At 67.5% G+C, this 18,235-nt stretch carries 19 protein-coding genes; 11 read left to right on the top strand and 8 right to left on the bottom strand.

The window, feature by feature from the left end; genetic code table 11:
• Positions 1-23 precede the first annotated feature (23 nt).
• Together G408_RS12390 and G408_RS0100355 are read left to right on the top strand one after the other, a co-directional pair.
• Positions 24-221, top strand: a complete 198-nt coding sequence (locus G408_RS12390; RefSeq protein ID WP_037411672.1) for a hypothetical protein — start codon at positions 24-26, stop codon at positions 219-221.
• Positions 221-4,777, top strand: coding sequence for an AAA domain-containing protein (locus tag G408_RS0100355; RefSeq protein ID WP_028769468.1), 4,557 nt, complete (start codon positions 221-223; stop codon positions 4,775-4,777). Before G408_RS12390 ends, G408_RS0100355 begins: the two co-directional genes overlap by 1 nt.
• A gap of 116 nt (positions 4,778-4,893) precedes the next feature.
• Here the strand turns inward: G408_RS0100355 and G408_RS0100350 are convergent, their stop codons facing one another.
• From G408_RS0100350 to G408_RS0100315, 8 genes are all read right to left on the bottom strand, one after another.
• Complete coding sequence (locus G408_RS0100350; RefSeq protein ID WP_028769467.1) at positions 4,894-5,358, bottom strand: hypothetical protein; 465 nt, start codon at positions 5,356-5,358, stop codon at positions 4,894-4,896.
• Positions 5,355-5,738 carry a hypothetical protein gene (locus G408_RS0100345; RefSeq protein WP_004869841.1) on the bottom strand — a complete coding sequence of 128 codons (384 nt, stop codon included), beginning with the start codon at positions 5,736-5,738 and terminating at the stop codon, positions 5,355-5,357. The genes G408_RS0100350 and G408_RS0100345 overlap by 4 nt, the downstream gene beginning before the upstream one ends.
• On the bottom strand, positions 5,735-7,114 hold the full coding sequence (locus tag G408_RS0100340) for a recombinase family protein (RefSeq protein ID WP_028769466.1): 1,380 nt from the start codon (positions 7,112-7,114) through the stop codon (positions 5,735-5,737). Before G408_RS0100340 ends, G408_RS0100345 begins: the two co-directional genes overlap by 4 nt.
• Positions 7,114-7,557, bottom strand: coding sequence for a DUF2924 domain-containing protein (locus G408_RS0100335; protein WP_019562251.1), 444 nt, complete (start codon positions 7,555-7,557; stop codon positions 7,114-7,116). The genes G408_RS0100340 and G408_RS0100335 overlap by 1 nt, the downstream gene beginning before the upstream one ends.
• Positions 7,557-7,748 (bottom strand): hypothetical protein, encoded by a 192-nt coding sequence (locus tag G408_RS0100330; protein WP_024890398.1) that lies wholly within the window; start codon positions 7,746-7,748, stop codon positions 7,557-7,559. Before G408_RS0100330 ends, G408_RS0100335 begins: the two co-directional genes overlap by 1 nt.
• 104 nt (positions 7,749-7,852) lie before the next feature.
• Positions 7,853-10,108 (bottom strand): hypothetical protein, encoded by a 2,256-nt coding sequence (locus G408_RS0100325; RefSeq protein WP_028769465.1) that lies wholly within the window; start codon positions 10,106-10,108, stop codon positions 7,853-7,855.
• A gap of 25 nt (positions 10,109-10,133) precedes the next feature.
• Positions 10,134-10,706 carry a PIN domain-containing protein gene (locus tag G408_RS0100320; protein WP_024890400.1) on the bottom strand — a complete coding sequence of 191 codons (573 nt, stop codon included), beginning with the start codon at positions 10,704-10,706 and terminating at the stop codon, positions 10,134-10,136.
• Between the two features lie 4 nt (positions 10,707-10,710).
• A complete protein-coding gene (locus G408_RS0100315; RefSeq protein WP_024890401.1) occupies positions 10,711-11,172 on the bottom strand; it encodes a helix-turn-helix domain-containing protein in 462 nt (153 codons plus the stop codon).
• 228 nt (positions 11,173-11,400) lie between these two features.
• Between G408_RS0100315 and G408_RS0100310 the strand changes: the two genes are divergently transcribed.
• The 9 genes from G408_RS0100310 (at position 11,401) to G408_RS0100270 (ending at position 18,140) form a co-directional block, all read left to right on the top strand.
• Positions 11,401-11,676 carry a MerR family transcriptional regulator gene (locus G408_RS0100310; RefSeq protein WP_024890402.1) on the top strand — a complete coding sequence of 92 codons (276 nt, stop codon included), beginning with the start codon at positions 11,401-11,403 and terminating at the stop codon, positions 11,674-11,676.
• A gap of 10 nt (positions 11,677-11,686) precedes the next feature.
• Positions 11,687-12,166 carry a hypothetical protein gene (locus G408_RS0100305; protein ID WP_028769464.1) on the top strand — a complete coding sequence of 160 codons (480 nt, stop codon included), beginning with the start codon at positions 11,687-11,689 and terminating at the stop codon, positions 12,164-12,166.
• 3 nt (positions 12,167-12,169) lie between these two features.
• Positions 12,170-12,943 carry a BRO-N domain-containing protein gene (locus tag G408_RS0100300; protein ID WP_028769463.1) on the top strand — a complete coding sequence of 258 codons (774 nt, stop codon included), beginning with the start codon at positions 12,170-12,172 and terminating at the stop codon, positions 12,941-12,943.
• Positions 12,943-13,773 (top strand): ATP-binding protein, encoded by an 831-nt coding sequence (locus G408_RS0100295; RefSeq protein ID WP_028769462.1) that lies wholly within the window; start codon positions 12,943-12,945, stop codon positions 13,771-13,773. Before G408_RS0100300 ends, G408_RS0100295 begins: the two co-directional genes overlap by 1 nt.
• A 3-nt stretch (positions 13,774-13,776) precedes the next feature.
• Positions 13,777-14,406, top strand: a complete 630-nt coding sequence (locus tag G408_RS0100290) for a hypothetical protein (RefSeq protein ID WP_028769461.1) — start codon at positions 13,777-13,779, stop codon at positions 14,404-14,406.
• Positions 14,407-14,609: 203 nt separating this feature from the next.
• Positions 14,610-14,885 carry a DUF6511 domain-containing protein gene (locus tag G408_RS15450; protein WP_211226627.1) on the top strand — a complete coding sequence of 92 codons (276 nt, stop codon included), beginning with the start codon at positions 14,610-14,612 and terminating at the stop codon, positions 14,883-14,885.
• Positions 14,882-15,628 carry a PD-(D/E)XK nuclease family protein gene (locus G408_RS0100280; RefSeq protein WP_028769459.1) on the top strand — a complete coding sequence of 249 codons (747 nt, stop codon included), beginning with the start codon at positions 14,882-14,884 and terminating at the stop codon, positions 15,626-15,628. The genes G408_RS15450 and G408_RS0100280 overlap by 4 nt, the downstream gene beginning before the upstream one ends.
• On the top strand, positions 15,625-15,873 hold the full coding sequence (locus G408_RS0100275; RefSeq protein ID WP_028769458.1) for a hypothetical protein: 249 nt from the start codon (positions 15,625-15,627) through the stop codon (positions 15,871-15,873). The genes G408_RS0100280 and G408_RS0100275 overlap by 4 nt, the downstream gene beginning before the upstream one ends.
• Complete coding sequence (locus G408_RS0100270) at positions 15,870-18,140, top strand: phage/plasmid primase, P4 family (RefSeq protein WP_028769457.1); 2,271 nt, start codon at positions 15,870-15,872, stop codon at positions 18,138-18,140. The genes G408_RS0100275 and G408_RS0100270 overlap by 4 nt, the downstream gene beginning before the upstream one ends.
• The last annotated feature ends 95 nt before the right edge of the window (positions 18,141-18,235 follow it).

The raw sequence follows: 18,235 nt of genomic DNA, 5'->3' as shown, positions 1-18,235 counted from the left end.
CAACACCGAATGGGACCAAAGCGATGCCGCGAGTCAGACGCAAGACCGAAGTCGCGACCATCAAACTCACGCCTGAAGTCAGGCGTGCATGGGTGGCCGCCGCCGAGGCCGAGCGCCGCTCGTTGGCCAACGTGTTCGAGGTCGCCATCCTCGAGTACGTCAAGCGCCACCACATAGCCGTGCCCGCTGCCGTCAAAGAAGAACAGCCCAGGGAAGACTGATGCCGACGACCCCGCAACACGGTTTGCTTACACGCCTGCTCGATTACATCGTCGAGCAGGGCAAGGAGATCGACCCCAGGGCCTACGTTCTCACAGGCGCCTCCGACTTCAGGCGCTTCCCAAAAGACCTGGCCGGGCTGCCCGGCGTCGACCTTGATCGCAAGGTCGAAGGCGACCACATCTGGCTGCAGGTTGCGCGCCTCGCGTCCACCTCGCCACCTGCTCCTGACGAGGAGGCGCGGCCCTATATCACCTATTCCGACGATCCGAGCGGGCCCGTGCCGACCCTCAACGAGCAGGCGCTGCAACATCGATTCGCAGCCGACAGACGCTCGATGAGTGAGGAGGTCGCGGCCACTCGCGACAAGCATCGCCGCGAGCGCGTCACGAGAGCCTTGACGGACTACATACCGCTTTGGCAGGCCTGGGCCGAAGGGGAGAAACCCCGGCGCCGCACCATCGCACTCTATGGCGATCTCTTCATGCTCAAGGGTCGGCTCGAAGCCGAGGAGACCTCCAACCCATCGGAACTGGTTTGGGGCATGGGCGTGTCGGCCTGGAAGTTCACCGGCACGCGCACGGAGGACGGAAACGGCAAGGGCGTCAGCGTCGACTACCAGTACCCGCTGCTGACACAAGTCGTCGAGATTGACCTCGACCCCCAGACGCACACGATTTCGGTGCGCCCCCGGGCCGTGGCCCCGCGCCTGGAGTTCGACGCCTTTGACGCCTGTCAAGTCATGGGAGCGGCCGAAGTCGAGAAGCAGGCCAAGGTGCTCCTGGAGAGCGACTCGGAACGCACGCTCACGCCGTTCGACATCGGCAGCTTCGAGCCCATCTTGAAGCTCGCCGCCGGAAGCCTCGACAAGGCAGGGCGCTACGACCCAGCCCATCAGGGACTGCCCACTCCGTCCGACCAACTGCTCGTCACGGCCGGATGGGTGTTGTTCGTTCGTCCGCGTTCGGCCAATTTCCTGGTCGAGGACATCCGTCGTTTGAAGGCACGCCTGCAAGCAGGCGATGCGATACCTGCCGGCCCTGCTTGCCTCGTGACGCCGCCCTCTGATGAGGTCGTCAAGTACGAAGCCATCTCGTTTCGAGGCCTGTGCAGCGGCAGCAGGGCCAAGGGTGAGCCGCGCGAACTCTACTTCCCGCTGCCCTATAACCAAGAGCAGGAGACCATCGTCGAGATGCTCGAGCGCGCTCCTGGCGTCTGCGTCCAAGGGCCGCCAGGCACCGGCAAAACGCACACGATCGCCAACATCATCTGTCACTACCTCGCCACTGGGCGCAAGGTGCTGGTGACCTCCAAGGGCGAGCATGCGTTGTCCGTGCTGCAGGAGAAGATCCCGGAGGACGTGCGGCCACTGACAGTGGCGCTGCTTTCAGGCGACAAGGAAGGGATGCGGCAGTTCCAGTCCTCCATCGAGGCCATCATCCACAACCTGTCGCAGCTCAACACACGCGCCATACAAGACGAGATTGAGCGCTGCAAGCAGCTGATCGACGCCGCACACGCCGAGATCGCCCGTATCGACAAGCGCGTTGACCAGATTGCCGTTCAGCAGTTGGCGGGCATCGAGGTCGATGGCGTGCAGATGCGCGCGCAGAAGATGGCCGAGCTGGTCGTCTGCGGCCAACAACAGCACGACTGGTTCGACGACGATCTGACGCTATTGCCGGAGCACGTCCCGCCCCTGAGCGACGCCGAGGCACAGACGCTCAGAGATGCCCGCCGCCGACTGGGAACCGACCTCATCTACGTCTCTTCACGGCTGCCCTCGAGCTTCGGGCTCTTGCCTACCGAAGAGGTGGCCAAGCTGCACGACGCTCTCGTGGGTATTCGCGAAATCGATGGTGCTGAGGCAGACGGCGAATTGCTGGCGCTGCGTGCCTTGACGCCCGAGGTGCTCGATGAAGCCCGCCGCATGCTCGCGGCAGTCGACCAGGTGCTCAAGATCGTGCACCACCTGGAAGAATTGGAGAGCCCCTGGGTCTTCGATCTGCGAACCAAGTGCCGACGCCCGGACTTCGCCAGCGAACAGGAGGCGCTGAAGGCACTGCTGGCCGAGGTCGACGAACTGGTGCAGGCTCGCGCGGCATTCCTGCAGCGGCCTGTGGCGTTGCCCGCCGAAGCATTGGGCAACCCGAAGGTCGTCCAAGCCATCGAGCGGGCGCGCGAGACGGGCAAGCCCTTCGGGTTGATGAGCTTTGGCAACGGTGATGCGAAGGAACAGGTGGGTGCCATCCGCGTGTCCGGACTACCGCCCCAAGCAGTCGAGGATTGGGTACATGTGCATCGCTATGTGCGATTGCACGAGAGGGTACTGTCGTTCTCCGTGCGATGGAATCAGTTCGCGCAGGAACTCTCGGTGCCTGAGGTCAAGGCTGACGTAGAGGCGCTGCGCTCGACCGAGCGGATTGCGCTCGCGGCTAAACTGGCGCACGAACTGGCGATCGCCCACGACGCCAATCTGCCTCGCATGGCCGAGAAGGTGTTTCGCGAGCCGCCGAAGAACGAACTCCTTGGCGGCTCGTCTCAACTGCAGACGGTGCGCGAACAGCTACGCCGCCACCTCACGCGCGCCGAGCTCGCGACTGCCGCCGCGCAGCTCGCCATTCTCCAGGAGAAGCTCGCCGGCACTTCGGGGCCGGTGGTCGAGCGGCTGCGCGCGTTCATCGACTCGCAGCTCGGCAATCCCGAAGTCGCCACCGAGCGCATCGTGGCGCAGTATGCGGAGATCATCGGTGAGATCAAGCGCGTCGAGTCGCTGTCGTCGAGCCTGGCAACCGTCAACGACCTGTGCGCGCGCATCGAGCGCGCCGGGGCGATGAAGTGGGCAGCCCGCCTGCGTTCTCAAGTACTCCCGCCCACCGGCGACGACGAGGTGTTGCCTGTCTCATGGCGCGATGCCTGGAACTGGGCGCGCATCAAGAACCACCTCGCAACCATCGAAGCCCGCGATGAACTCCTGACGCTCGCACAACGCCGCCGCGACCTCGAGAGAGTGCTCGCTCAGCAGTACGAGCAGTTGGTGGCCAAGTCGGCGTGGCTTGAGACAAAGGCCCAGGCATCAGCCAGGGTGCTATCGGCCCTGGAGAGCTACCGTGTGGCCATCCGGAGGATCGGCCAAGGCACCGGGCCCAACGCCACCCGCTATCGACGCGACGCACAAAAGGCGATGCTCGACGCTCAAGGCGCCATTCCCTGCTGGATCATGAGTCATGCCAAGGTCTCCGAGAGCATGCCGGCCCAGCTCGGTGTCTTTGACCTGGTCATCGTGGACGAAGCCAGCCAGTCCGACCTCTGGGCATTGCCAGCAGTGCTACGTGGCAAGAAGATCCTGGTGGTGGGCGACGATAAGCAAGTATCACCGAGCGGTGGCTTCATCTCGGCAGCCAAGATCGCAGTGCTCCGAGAGCGCTTCCTCTCTGACCAACCTTACGGGCGGGACCTGACTCCCGAGAAGTCGCTGTACGACATCGCGTCCACCGTCTTTGCGGCCGAGCGCGTGATGCTCGCGGAGCACTTCCGTTGCGTGCAGCCCATCATCGCCTACAGCAACAAGACCTTCTACAAGAACCAGATTCGACCCCTTCGCGTGCCCAAGGCCTCTGAGCGCATCGACCCACCGCTCGTGGACGTATTCATTGAGCATGGGGTGCGGGACAACCGGGACGTCAACCGGATGGAGGCCGAGTTCATCGCAGCTGAGATCGAGGCCATCCTGCGTAACCCCAAGCTGCGCAATCGCACGATCGGGGTCGTGTCGCTCTTGGGGCCTGAGCAGGCCAAGTTCATCCACAACTTGGTGGTCAGCCGGGTGGACCTGGCCGAACTCGAGCGCCGAAAGTTCGCCTGCGGCGACGCCTACGTGTTCCAGGGCAGCGAGCGCGACATCATGTTCCTGAGCATGGTGGCCGACGCCACCCGCCATCACGCGCTCTCCGGACAAATCTTCGAGCAGCGATTCAACGTCGCCGCCAGCCGTGCCCGCGACCGAATGTACCTCGTACGCTCAGTCAAGCTCGGTGAGCTGTCGATGACGGACGTCCGGCGCACGCTCGTCGAACACTTCACCATGCCGCTGGAGGGCGGCGAGGAGGAAAGGAGCCTCGTCGACCTGTGTGAGTCTGGTTTCGAGCGCGACGTGTATTCGTCGCTCGTCGATCTCGGCTATCGCGTCACGCCTCAGGTCAAGGTTGGTGCCTACCGCATCGACATGGTGGTGGAGGGAGCGAACGACACGCGCCTTGCTATCGAATGTGACGGCGACGAGTTCCACGGGCCGGACCGCTGGCCGGCAGACATGCAGCGCCAGCGCATACTCGAGCGCGCTGGCTGGGTCTTTTGGCGGTGCTTTGCGTCGACGTGGTCGCTGCGTAAGGACGAGGTGCTAGCCGAACTCAAGGCACGGCTACATGCAATGGGCATCGAGCCGCTTGGGGCTCTGGAGCGCATACCGTCGGTTGTCGAGAGTCGCGTGTGGTCGATGCCGAGTGCAGTTGCCGGCAGTTCGGTTGCAGATGAGGCTGGCGACGCGGTTGCGGTGTAGCGATGACTGGGCTTTCTCGCAATGCTCGCTGCCCTTGCTAAACAGGCAAGAAGTACGCACTGCTGCTGGGCAAACTCGATTGGGATGTTCGTCCCGCCGACTGGTTCAAGATCGCCTCAGTCAAGCAACCGCACCTGCTCGCGCCAGCCGTAAGGCCAAGGGCGGCCCAGCACCTTCTCGACGGCGAGGTCGGGCGATCCGACCAGCCGCTCGATCACCTCGGGCGCGAGCAGCGTCAGCCGCATCAGGCGATGCACTTTGGATACATCCAGCCCTTCGGCCTGGGCGATCTCGGCCGCCGACGCCACCCGCCCCTCATGGAGCAGCCGTTGCCAGTGGTGCGCCAGCCCGAGCGCGCGTATCAACGCCGTGTCCTTGGCCTCGGTGCGCGCCGGGCCGGCCCACGTCGAGTGAACCTCCACACCTTTCGGTGCGCCGGGCGGCGCGATCACCGCGCGCCGGATGCCGCGCTGCACCAGCCGCCAAGGCACGAAGGTTTCCAGTTTCACGCCGCCCGCCGGCGTCGGCAGTTTCTGGGTGACCGGCGCTCCCTCGATGCGTCCCCGGTGCTTCGTGCTCACGCTTTCTCCTCGAAGCGCCGCACGATCTCGCGCTGGGCCGCCCAGTCCACCGGCAGCGGGTGGCGCTGGAACCAGATCAGGCTCATCCGGCGTGGCTGCCGCCCGGCCATCAGCATCTCGACGATGTCGGGCGCGAGCAGCGTCAGGCGCAGCAGCTCGTTGACCACCGAGTGGTGCAGCCCTTCGGCACGCGCGATGGCCGAGCCGCTGGGCATCGCGCCGCTGTCCAGCAGCCGTTGCCAGTGGAAGGCCCGTGCCATCCCTTCGATGAGCGTGCTGTCGTGCGCGTCCCGGTCCTCGGCCTGGTGCTGAACCAGCCGGCGCACGCCGCGCCGCCGCAGGGTCAGCGGCACGAAGGTCTCGAGCGTCCCGTCCTTCATGCCTCGACCTCCAGCAGCTCGGCGCCGATGCTCCTGGGCGCGAACTCGCCGATCAAGGCGTCCCAGCCCAGTTCGCGCCACTTCACCCGGATGCCCTGCATCTCGTCGGTGTGGACGAGATCGATGCGCTCGATCATCAGGTTGGCGATGCGGTGCTGCTCAACCGGGAAGAGCTGATCCCACACGTCGTTGAGGCGCCCCATCGCCATCACGACCGTGGCCTCGTCGATCGGTGCGCCCTGGCGTTGGATGTGACGCACGACGGCGGCGATGGATTCGGGGCTGGTCAGCACGGTGCGGATCTGGGCCACGACCGCCGCCTCGATCTCGCGGGCGGGCAGGCGCTCGTAGCTCTTGCCCGGCGCGCCGAAGCGGCTCTCGGACTTGGAGACGTAGTACTGGTACTTGCGGCCGTTCTTGCGCGAGTACGTGGGGTACATGCGTTCGCCCGTCGGCGCGTACAGCAGCCCCCGCAGCAGCGCGTCGTTGCGCGAGCGGATCTTGGTCTCCACCCCGCGCGCGTGGCTGTCGCGGGCCAGCACGGCGTGGACCTGGTCCCACAGCTCGCGCTTGATGATCGGCTCGTGCACGCCGGGGTACCACTGGCCGCGGTTGGAGATCTCGCCGAGGTAGATGCGGTTGCGCAGCACGTGGTGAAGGTACTTCTTGTCGATGCGTGCGCCGGTGCGCACCCGGCCGTCCTGGGTCGTCCAGGCCTTGGTGGTGATGCCGTCGACCGTCAGTCGCGCGGCGATCTGCGTGGGTGAGCCGATGGTGAGCATTTCTTCGAAGATGCGGCGCACCACCGCCGCCTCGGCCGGGTTGACCACGAGTTGGCGGTCGTGCACGTCGTAGCCCAGGGGCGGCAGACCGCCCATCCACAGCCCCTTCTTCTTGGCCGCGGCGATCTTGTCGCGGATGCGCTCGCCCGTGACCTCGCGCTCGAACTGGGCGAAGGACAGCAGGATGTTGAGCGTGAGCCGCCCCATCGAGGTCGTGGTGTTGAACTGCTGCGTGACCGAGACGAAGGACACGCCGTGGCGCTCGAACACCTCGACCATCTTGGAGAAGTCGGCCAGGCTCCTCGTCAGGCGGTCGATCTTGTAGACCACCACGATGTCGATCAGCCCGCGCTGGATATCGGCCATCAGGCGCTTCAAGGCCGGGCGCTCGGTGTTGCCGCCGGAGTAGCCGGGGTCGTCGTAGTCGTCGGCCACCGCAATCCATCCCTCGGCGCGCTGGCTGGCGATGAAGGCGTGCCCGGCTTCCTTTTGCGCATCGATGGAGTTGAACTCCTGGTCGAGCCGCTCGTCCGACGACACCCGGCAGTAGACCGCACAGCGCTTGCGCGCCTTGGTGGAGGCGATTTCCGTCATCAGGCGCCTCCCTTCAGGCCGAAGAACAGCGGGCCGCTCCAATGCTGGCCGGTGATGTGCCGCGCCACGGCGGTCAGGCTCTTGAAGCGGCGGCCTTCGTATTCGAAGTGACCATCGGCGTCAACCGTCACCCGGTGCTCGCGCTCGCCCCATTCGCGTAGCAGCACGGTGCCCGGTGCGAAGTCGAACTTACGCGGGCGCGCGCGCAGTTTGATCTTGGAGTGCTTCGCGCCGATGGCCTCAAGGCGCTGGCGCGTTTCGGGTGCGAGTCCGCCGAAGGCTTCTTCCTGCAGCTTGTAGGCGATACGGGATTCGACATGGGTGCGGTTCGGAAACTCCGGGCGCCGCTCGAAGTACCGATCCCAGAGCACCCAGAGTTCGGCCATCGGCAGGTGACTCAGCTCGGCGATCCGCGCCGCGACGGAAGCTTGTTTCTCGTTCATCACAACTTCTCCTGTTGAGAGGGGGTTGTATGAACGCGCTGGTCGGGCAAGAAGCCAAGGCGAACCGCGCTCTGTTCCAGCCCGGAAGACCCGAGGGTACGGACGATGGCGGCCGCAAGGATGGTGGTGATTTCGCCAGCACGGGCGCTGGCGCTCATCTCTGCCGGAGATGCAAGTTCGAGGTTTCTCATGACGGCTCCAGGGAATCGAAACCGCCAGGGATGATGTGCGCAGATTTCCGAAGCGGATCGCAACGCCGATCAATCGGCGCGGCGCGCTGACGCCTCAACGGCGGTCAGACGTCTTCGGTGACTGCTTCGATCGCAGCGCTGCGCGTGTCGCTGTCATCGACGATCACTCGATCGAGTGGGGTCAGCGTCAGCTGCCACGCCCGCGTGCCTGGGACCCTTTCGAGATAGTCGCGCCAGGGCGAGTGCTTGCCGGTGAAGAGGTTGGCCGGAGACGTGCAGCCCGTGCCGGCCATCAGCGCCTTCGTGTTGACGTGGGGCGTTCCTGCGGCCCAGGCCTCCACCAGCCGCTGCAAGACGGCGATCCTTGCTTTGCCCGTGACCCGCCACGGCGCCTTGCCCGGAAGGTACAGCGTCGCCGCGTGACCATCGGGGGCGACCTTGAGCGTCACCGTCGACCCGCCCATGGCCGCCAGTTGCCCGTGGCGATAGGCCACCTTCAGCCGGTCCAGGTCGATGGCGCTGCCGTTGCCCGCATCGGCGAGCACATCCTCGATGGGAATGACGACATTGGTGCCGGCGAATGGCAGCGGCGTCGAGGTCGTCGTCAACACCACGCCCGCCACCGGGCGCGGACGAAGCCTCAGCGCAGCGTCGACTTTCGCGTACGCGCGCTCGTGGGACATCCTGGAGGCGAAGTACAGCGCCACGGCATGGCCGTCGATGTCGATCTCGCCAAGGAACACCGGCTCGTCGTCGAAGTGCCGACTGCGGGGTCCTTTCAAGGCCGATCCCAGCGCCGTGATCAATTCCTCGCGCAACCAGTCCAGCTGCACCTTCCAGCGCCGGGCGAGACGGGCCGGCATGACCACGTCGTTGCCCGTCAGAGGATCGCGGTAGCGCACGGTGTCGGCATCGGCGCAGCGTTCGAGCACCACCTTCATCGGCTCGCCTTCGTCGACGGGGACCGACAGCTCGGCGATGCGCTCGCCTTCGATGAGGATGCCTTCGTCCTGCAGCCGCTCGATGTCGATGCCGAGCTTATGCAGTGCGAAGCCGTCCATCGGGCTGCTGGCGCTCTCCAGAAGCCGGGCCACCTGCGCGATCAGGCTCGGATCGTCCCGCCCGCAGCCCGGGTGCAGCGGTTTGCGCACCCCCAGGGCCTCGAGCAGTTGCATCCCGGCGCGGCGCAGGCGTTGGTCTTTCTCGCCAGCCAGGCTGCAGCGACCGGGCTCGGCCAGCACGATGGCCAGCGGGGTGGCCGCCGTCTCCCCCTCGAACACCAGTTCGGCCACCAGGGTCACACCGAGCAAGGCACCAGGCTGCGCGAAGGGGTGGTTGCCCCAGCGCTCGTCGATCACCTCGTGCAGTTCTGCGCCGCTGTCGATGTGCAGCGTGACGGCGTCCGTGGCATGCCCAAGCAAAGCCTTGGCTTCGGTCAGATACAGCCGCTCGATGCGACCCCCGTCGATGCGCGGCTTGGTGTCCTTCAGTGGCCGCGCAAAGCGCGACAGGTCGTAGCGCGAGCGGTCCAGCGGACGGTTCGACAAGGGGGCTTTGAAGCCGTGACGGGACAGCACGTTGGCCAGCGGCGCACGGGTGCCCAGCGTCGGGGCAAAGACTTCGACGAGCCCACGATGAGGCGCGTAGATGAGGGTGGCGTCGCGCGCCGGGAAGTAGAAGAAGCTCTTGCGCTGGCGGTTGCGCATCTCCACCGCGGCCACCTGATCGCCGGCGAAACGCACCACGAGGTAGTGTGTCGCCTGGGTCTGGCCTTGCCGGTTCGGCTCCTCCATGGCCACGTGGATGACCTCGCAGGGCTCGGCCAGCCGCATCGCCTCGGTGAGTTGCGCTTCCAGCCGGTCCTTGACCGCATCGTTCCACAGGAAGGGCGGCGCCTCGCCAGGCACGTCGAACGCGTCGTGCAGGCGTTTGAGCCCCTTCAGGTCCTGGGTGTTGACGATGGACTCGGCAGTGTCGAAGAGCTTGATCGAGGCCTCGCTGTGCGTTCGCATCCACACCGCGCGACCGACCTCGCCGCCTTCTTGCGCACGAAACCGTGCGAGCAGGTCCTCGTCGTAGAGCTGCTCGGCGACGGTGGCGAGGATGGCGGCCCCGCGCACGGTGCTCAGGCGCAGCACCCGCAAAGCTTCGCGCTCGGCCGGATCGCGCTGCTCCTTGCGCAGGTGCTTGATGTGCTCGATGAGGGCAGCGCTCAGCCCCTCGTCGGGCTGCGTCCAATCAAACCCGCGCTGCAGTCCCAGGCACTCGGGCAGGCCGGCGAACAGCTTGAGGACTGATGCCGGCACGCGCTCGACCAGCTCCAGCAGACAGTGTGCGTTGGTCAGGGTCTTCTTGCCCATGCTCCCTCCGATACAGCGCGGTGCCTCACATGGCCATGACCCATGGGCGCATCACCGCCACCGATTGCGTCAGCCCCTGCGCCAGCAGGGTGTCCAGGTAGTCGTCCGCCGACTTGGGCGGGTTCTTCAGACTGCGGCGGTGGCGGGCGACTGCTTCGAGCACGCCGGCCGGGTGCAGATCCAGCAGATCGACGATGAAGTCGTCCGGATGCTGCGCCGCGAGGTTGTAGGGCTTGAGCGCCTCGGGCGGGAAGTCCTTGAGGTTGAAGGTCACGATGAGGCTGGCGCCGGCGTGGATGGCGGCCGCCACCACATGGCGGTCGCTGGGGTCGGGCAACTCGATCGAGGGAATCAGGTACTCGAAGCCGGTGACCAGGCAGTCGCGGACGTGGGCGTTCATCAGCCGCCGCGTGCGCTCGAGTTGCTCGGCAGTCAGATCGGGACGGCTGGCCAGCACGTTGCGCATCCACTCGTCGTGAATCCTGTCGCTCCAGCGCGCCCGGTACAGGTCCGACAGCGCCAGATGCATCAACAGATCGCGCAGGGGCGCGGGATAGAGCACGCAGGCGTCGTAGACGACGGTGAAGTGCGAGCTCATCCGCTCAGTACCCCATGCCGAGTTCCTGGGCCTGCGCGGCCAGTTCGTCGAGGGCCTTGCGGCGCTCGGCATCGATCCGGTGCTTGTAGGCGATCACGTCCTGGTAACGCACCCGACGATGCGTGCCGATCTTGTGGAACGGGATCTCGCCTTTTTCCAGCAACTGCACGAGGAAGGGCCGCGAGACGTTGAGCAGGTCCGCCGCTTCCTGCGTGGTCAGCTCGGCGTGGATGGGGATGACGGTGACGGCATTGCCCTGGCCGATCTCGGTCAGCACGTCCAGCAGCAACCGCAGCGCCGTGGTCGGCAGCGTCACTGAGCGCACCGCGCCCTTGTCGTCGTGGAAGTCGATCTGCTGGGTCTCGGCGCGCGTTTGCAGCACCGTCGAGAGCACGCGCCCGGACTCCCGGGCGAGCGCGACGTCCTCGGCCGAGGGCAGCGCCTTGGGGATGGCGGGGGTCGTCATGGGGCTCTCCAGGCAGGGGGTGATTCGCAGCAAGGGGCAGTATAACCGAAACAAACGAAATCGCAATAAACGAAATGTGCAGCGGATATTCTGTTGCATCAATGACTTAGGCGAGCGACTACCGGCCGGGCGGGGGCGGCCCATCGGCGCCATCGCCTAAAAGACTCGCGCCCAAGCCCAAAGCCCCGGCCCATGGAATAGAGGCTCCCAAACACAAGGAGCCTCGCCATGCAAATCCTCGCTGCACCTGTTCAATCCGGTGTTCAATCCGGCCGGGACGCCCGCCCGGCATCGGCACCGGATGCGACCCCCATCGCTCTGAACGAGTTCGAACTCGCCGCTCGCTGGCGGTTGTCCGTCCACACCCTGCGCCGTTGGCGCCAGGAACAACTCGGCCCGGTCTTCTGCAAGCTCGGCTCGCGCGTCACCTACCTGATCAGTGACGTCGAGGCCTTCGAGCGGCGCGTCTCGCGCTACTCGACCTTCGCACGGGCATACCAGTGAGGCGGCGGCCATGAGCGACCTCACCCTCTACCCCGCCGACATCGCCGCGATGTCCGTCGGCCAGCTGGCCGCGCTGCCGCCTGCCCAGAAGGCGGAGATCAGCCGCAACCTGGACGAAGCGCTCGCCTGGCTCAAGCAGGCCCGCGCGAAGTTCGACGCCGCGCTGGAGGCCGCCTACGGCGAGCAGGCCCGCGCCGCGCGCTTCGAGGCCGGCAAGGACTTCGGCGTCATCCATCTCCAGGACGGCCCGCTGCGCGTGACCGTCGACCAACCCAAGCGCGTGTCCTGGGACCAGGCGCAACTGGCCGCCATCGCCCGGCGCATCGCCGCCGCCGGCGAGAAGGTCGAGGACTACCTGGACGTCGAGTACTCCGTCTCGGAATCGCGCTTCTCCAACTGGCCGCCGGCACTGCGCGCCGGGTTCGAGGCCGCCCGCACCGTCAAGCCCGGCAAGCCCACGTTCCGGCTGGCCCTCGTCTCGGAGGAGTGATCCATGAGCACCGAACTGATCCCGTTTGATTTCGAAGGCCGTCCGGTCCGGGTCGTCACGGATGCCCAAGGCGAACCGTGGTTCGTCGCGGCGGATGTGTGCGCGGTTCTTGAACTGCCGAACACCACCCGCGCCCTGGCGCGACTGGACCCTGACGAGCAAGCCCTGATCTCAATTCAGGGCATCTCGCGCGGCAATGACCAGGTCAACGTCGTCAACGAGCCCGGCCTCTACAGCCTGGTGCTGGGTAGCCGCAAGCGCGAGGCCAAGCACTTCAAGCGCTGGGTGACACACGAGGTGCTGCCGGCGATCCGCAAGACGGGCAGCTACACGGCGCCAAGTGCACGCCCGACCCTGCCGGCACCCACCCAGGACCGCGTCGCCGCTCTGCTGCTGATCGGCGAGGCCGTGGCCAAGGTGCCGGGGGTCAAACCCGGCATCGCGATGGCGGCCACGCTCACCTGCATCCAGGAGAACACGGGCTTGGCGGTCGAGACGCTGCGCCGCGCCCTTCCTGCCCGGGACACTGCGGCGAACGAGGCGATCTGCTCGCTCAACGCCACCCGGCTCGGCAGGCTGCTCGGCCTGTCGGCCAAGGCCACCAACCAGCGTCTGGCCGCGCACGGCCTGCAGTTGCGCAACGAACGCGACGAGTGGGAACTGACCGAGGCCGGCGAGGCCTGGGCCGAGGCGATGCCGTACTCCCGCAACGGGCACAGCGGCTACCAGATCCTCTGGAACCCGGCGGTCGCGGAGCGGCTGAAGGAGGTGGCGTGATGGCCCTTCCCATCATCACCGCCGACCAGCGGCTGCGCGAGAAGCAGGGCGTCAAGCTGGTGCTGCTCGGCAAGAGCGGCATCGGCAAGACCAGCCAGCTCAAGACGCTGCCGGAAGGATCGACCCTGTTCGTCGACCTCGAGGCCGGGGATCTGGCCGTCAAGGACTGGCGCGGCGACTGCGTGCGCCCGACCACCTGGCCGGAGTTTCGCGACCTGGTGGTGTTCCTCGCCGGCCCGAACCCGGCGCTGCCCGCGGATGCGCCGTTCTCCGAGGCGCACTACCGGCACGTCTGCGAGCGCTACGGCGACCCGGCGCAACTGGCCAAGTACGACACCTACTTCGTCGACAGCATCACCGTGCTCGCGCGCCTGGCGCTCGTCTGGGCCAAGACCCAGCCGCAGGCCTACAGCGAGCGCACCGGCAAGCCCGACACCCGGGGCGCCTACGGCCTGCTCGGCTCGGAACTCATCGGGGCGCTGACCCACCTGCAGCACGCGCGCGGCAAGCACGTCGTGTTCGTCGCCATCCTCGACGAGCGCCTGGACGACTTCAACCGCAAGGTCTTCGTGCCGCAGATCGAGGGCGCCAAGACCGCGGCGGAACTGCCCGGCATCGTCGACGAGGTGGTCACCTTGGCCGAGATCAAGGCCGAGGACGGATCGTCCTACCGCGCCTTCGTCTGCCACACGGTGAACCCCTACGGCGTCCCGGCCAAGGACCGCTCCGGCCAGCTCGAGTTGCTGGAGCCGCCGAACCTGCGCGCGCTGATCGACAAGTGCGCCGCCGCCACCCGCCTTCCGCCATCCGCTACCGCCTTCGAGGAGTGAGCCATGACCGCCTGGAACGATTTCAACGACGCGCAGCAGCAGCAAAGCTTCGACCTCATCCCCAAGGGCACGCTCGCCCGCGTGCGCATGACGCTCAAGCCCGGGGGCTTTGATGATCCGGCGCAGGGCTGGACCGGGGGCTACGCCACGCAGAGCAACGAGTCCGGCTCGGTGTATCTGGCGGCCGAGTTCGTGGTGCTGGAGGGCGAGTACGCCCGGCGCAAGCTCTGGAGCAACATCGGCCTGCATTCCCCGAAGGGCCCGGCCTGGGGTCAGATGGGCCGCAGCTTCGTGCGCGCGATCCTCAACAGCGCCCGCAACGTCCATCCGCAGGACAATAGGCCGCAGGCCGCCGCCGCGCGGCGCATCCAGGGCTTCCACGAGCTCGACGGTATCGAGTTCCTCGCCCGCATCGACGTCGAGAAGGACGGCCGCGGGGAACTGAAGAACGTCGTCAAGAGCGCCGTCGAGCCCGACCACCCGGACTACGCCCGCCTGATGGGCGTGCCGCCGAAGAACCCTGGCACCGGTAACGAAGGCGCGCCGGCGGCGGCGACTCCGCCCCGTGCGATGCCTGCGCCGGTCGCCCTGCAACGCCCCGCCGTGCCGGGCAAGCCGGCCTGGGCGCGGTGAGAGGAGGGCCGGTGAAGTGTTGGGTCTGCAAACGACAGGCGCGCGGCTACGGCCACTCGGACATGCGGTATCCGGCGGGCGACGCGAGGCGCTATCCGATCGACTGGGTGTTCTGCTCACGGCGCTGCCAGGACGCGTTTCACACGCTCTACGGCCAGTGGCTGCGCGTGCAGGAGGGCCGCACGCCCAAGACGGAGGTGAGCATGATCGATCCGTCTGACGTCGAACTCGCCGCGATGAGGACGTGCCTCAAGGCCTTCGGCGCGGCGGCAGAGGGCATCGGCTTCGACAAGCCGCTGGGCGACTACTCCGAGGCCGAGGCGCTCCAGGTGATCGACGCCATCGTCACTTGTTACACGGAGGCGATGGTCGAGCACCACGAGGCGACCAAGTACCCGCCGGTGCGCGGGCTGAAGCGCCCGGTGTCCGATCCCTTCGCCGATCTGGAAGACGACCTGCCGTGGGAGGTGACGTCATGATGGACTTCAACGCCACCGCGAGCCTGTCGGGTCAGCTCACGGCGCTGATCGACGCCGGGATGCAGCGTGCCCGCGCCGAACAGGGTAAGCGCGGCTACCTGGGTGCCTCGCGCCTCGGGGCCGCGTGCGAGCGCGCGCTGCAGTACGAGGTCGCCGACGCCCCGGTCGATCCGGGTCGCGAGATCGACGGTCGCATGCTGCGCGTCTTCGAGCGCGGCCACGTCATCGAGGACTGCATGGTCGTGTGGCTGCGTGCCGCGGGCTTCGATCTGCGCACGCGTAACGACGCGGGGGAGCAATTCGGCTTCTCGGCGCTGGACGGGCGCCTGCAGGGCCACGTCGATGGCGTCATCGTCGCGGGGCCGGATCTCGGCCACGGCAGCGGCTATCCCGCGCTGTGGGAGAACAAGTGCCTGGGCGCCAAATCGTGGCGCGAGTTGGAGAGACATCGCCTCGCGGTCGCCAAGCCCGTCTACGCCGCGCAAGTGGCGCTCTACCAGGCCTACCTCGAACTGCACGCGCACCCGGCCCTGTTCACGGCGGTGAACGCCGACACCATGGAGATCCACGCCGAGCTGGTGCCGTTCGATGCGGCGTTGGCGCAGCGCATGTCCGACCGGGCGGTCAAGGTCATCACGGCCACCGAGGCGGGCGAACTGCTGCCGCGTGCCTTCGCCGATCCCACCCATGTCGAGTGCCGGATGTGCCCGTGGCAGGACCGGTGCTGGAGGAGTCAGGCATGAGCACCAGGCCCGATGCCGTCTCGGCCGTCGAACCGATGATCGACGCCAAGCAGGCGGCCGCCTCGCTTCGGCTTCCGTACTACTGGTTTGCCGACCCGGCGATGCGCAGCAAGTACCGCATCCCGCATTACCTCCTGGGCGGGCTGGTGCGCTACCGGCTGTCGGAACTGCAGGCTTGGGCCTCGCACCACGCGTCAGCCGTCGCCCGCCGCGCGTCGGATGGCAGCGAGGAGGGCGACGCATGATCGATTTCAACGATCGCCCGGCCCCGCCCACCGACGCCGACCCCACCGCGCGCCGCGAGGCGATTCGCGCCGCCCTGCTCGCGAGGCTGGAGTCGGTGCTGGCCACGCTGTTTCCCGCCGGTCGGACGCGCCGCGGCAAGTTCGTCATCGGCGACGTGCTCGGCAGCCCGGGCGACAGCCTGGAGGTCGTGCTCGACGGCGACAAGGCGGGACTGTGGACCGACCGCGCCACCGGCGACGGCGGCGATGTGTTCCACCTGATCGGCGCTCACTTCGGCGTGGACGTGCAGGGCGACTTCGCCCGCGTCCTCGATCTGGCCGAGGACCTCGTCGGCCGTGCGCTCACGGCGCCGGCGCGCAAGGCGGCCAAGAAGGCCCCGATCGACGACCTGGGTCCGGCCACCGCCAAGTGGGACTACCTCGACGCACAAGGGCGGCTCATCGCCGTCGTCTACCGCTACGACCCGCCTGGGCGCAAGAAGGAGTTCCGGCCCTGGGACGCGCGCCGCCGCAAGATGGCTCCGCCCGAGCCGCGGCCGCTCTACAACCAGCCGGGGATCCACAACGCCGCCCAGGTCGTGCTGGTCGAGGGCGAGAAGTGCGCCCAGGCCTTGATCGAGCTCGGGATCGTGGCCACCACCGCGATGCACGGGGCCAACGCCCCGGTGGACAAGACCGACTGGTCGCCGCTCGCCGGCAAGGCCGTCCTCCTCTGGCCCGATCGCGACAAACCCGGCTGGGACTACGCGATGGCCGCCGCGCAGGCCGTGTTGGCCGCCGGCGCCGCCTCCTGCGACGTGCTGCTGCCGCCCGACGACAAACCCGAGGGGTGGGATGCGGCCGATGCGGTCGCCGAGGGCTTCGACGTCGCCGCCTTCATCGCCTCGGGTCCGCGGATGAGCATCAAGCCCGCGCAGGGGCTGCCGATGCAGGAGCCTTCCGTCTGGGCCACCGACGACGCGCTGGCGCTGACCTTCACGGCCCGCTACAGCGAAGACTGGCGCTACTGCGCCGCCTGGGGCAAGTGGCTGGTGTGGGACGGCCGGCGCTGGCAGGCGGACGAGACGCTGTTGGTGCACCACCTCATCCGGGCGATCTGCCGCGAGGCCGCGCTCAAGGCCGATTCGCATCGGTTGGCGGCCAAGCTCGCCGCGAGCAGCACGGTGGGCGGCGTGGAGCGTCTGGCGCGCACCGACCGGCGGCACGCCTCCACCTCGCAGGAGTGGGACGCGGATCTGTTCGCGCTCAACACGCCGGGCGGCGTGGTCGACCTGCGCAGCGGGCGGCTGCGCCTGCACGACCGCGCCGACCGCATGACCAAGCTCGCCACCGCCACGCCCCGCGGCGACTGTCCCCGCTGGCGGGCGTTCCTGGCCGACGTCACCGGGGGCGATGCCGACCTGCAGGCCTACCTTCAGCGCATGGTGGGCTATTGCCTCACCGGCTCGACGGCGGCGCACGCGCTGTTCTTCCTCTACGGCACCGGCGCCAACGGCAAGTCGGTGTTCGTGAACACCTTGGCCACGATCCTCGGCGACTACGCCACCAGCGCGCCGATGGACACCTTCATGGAGGCGCGCGGTGACCGCCATCCGACCGATCTGGCGGGCCTGCGCGGGGCGCGCTTCGTCTCTTCCATCGAGACCGAGCAGGGCCGGCGCTGGAACGAGTCCAAGGTCAAGGCGATCACCGGCGGCGACAAGGTCTCGGCGCGCTTCATGCGCCAGGACTTCTTCGAGTACACGCCCCAGTTCAAGCTGGTCATCGCCGGCAACCACAAGCCTGCGATCCGCAACGTGGACGAGGCGATGAAACGCCGGCTGCACCTGATCCCCTTCACCGTGACCATCCCGCCCGAGCGGCGCGACGCTGTGTTTACCGACAAGCTCCTGGCCGAGCGCGACGGGATCCTCGCCTGGGCGGTGGAGGGGTGTCTGGCCTGGCAGCGCGAGGGGCTCCAGCCCCCGGCCAGCGTGGTGTCGGCCACCGCCGAGTACTTCGACGAGGAGGACGCCGTCGGCGACTTCCTGGACGAGGAGGCGCAGCGCCACCCGCAGGCCCGCGTGGCCGTGGCCGACGTGTTCCAGCGCTGGCAGGACTGGGCCGGCCGGCGCGGCGAGTACGTGGGCACGAGCCGCTGGCTCGCGCAGCAACTGGCCAACCGCGGCTTCGAGCGCACGCGCATCCACGGCGGCGTCAAGGCCCTGGCGGGCCTGTCGCTCAAGCCCAAGGACTACGGCGTACGGCTCCCGTACCGAGACGACTGAACCCCGAGGGTGACCGAAGGTGACCCGCCCAGGGATTGAGTCTCGTTACGCGCGTACGCGCGCGCAGGCGGAAGGACGATTCCCCACGGCGGTCA

The sequence above is a fragment of the Silanimonas lenta DSM 16282 genome (assembly GCF_000429065.1).
Lineage (GTDB): Bacteria > Pseudomonadota > Gammaproteobacteria > Xanthomonadales > Xanthomonadaceae > Silanimonas > Silanimonas lenta.
Note: the sequence above shows the minus strand (reverse complement) of the source record. Positions and strands in the feature narration are given on the sequence as shown.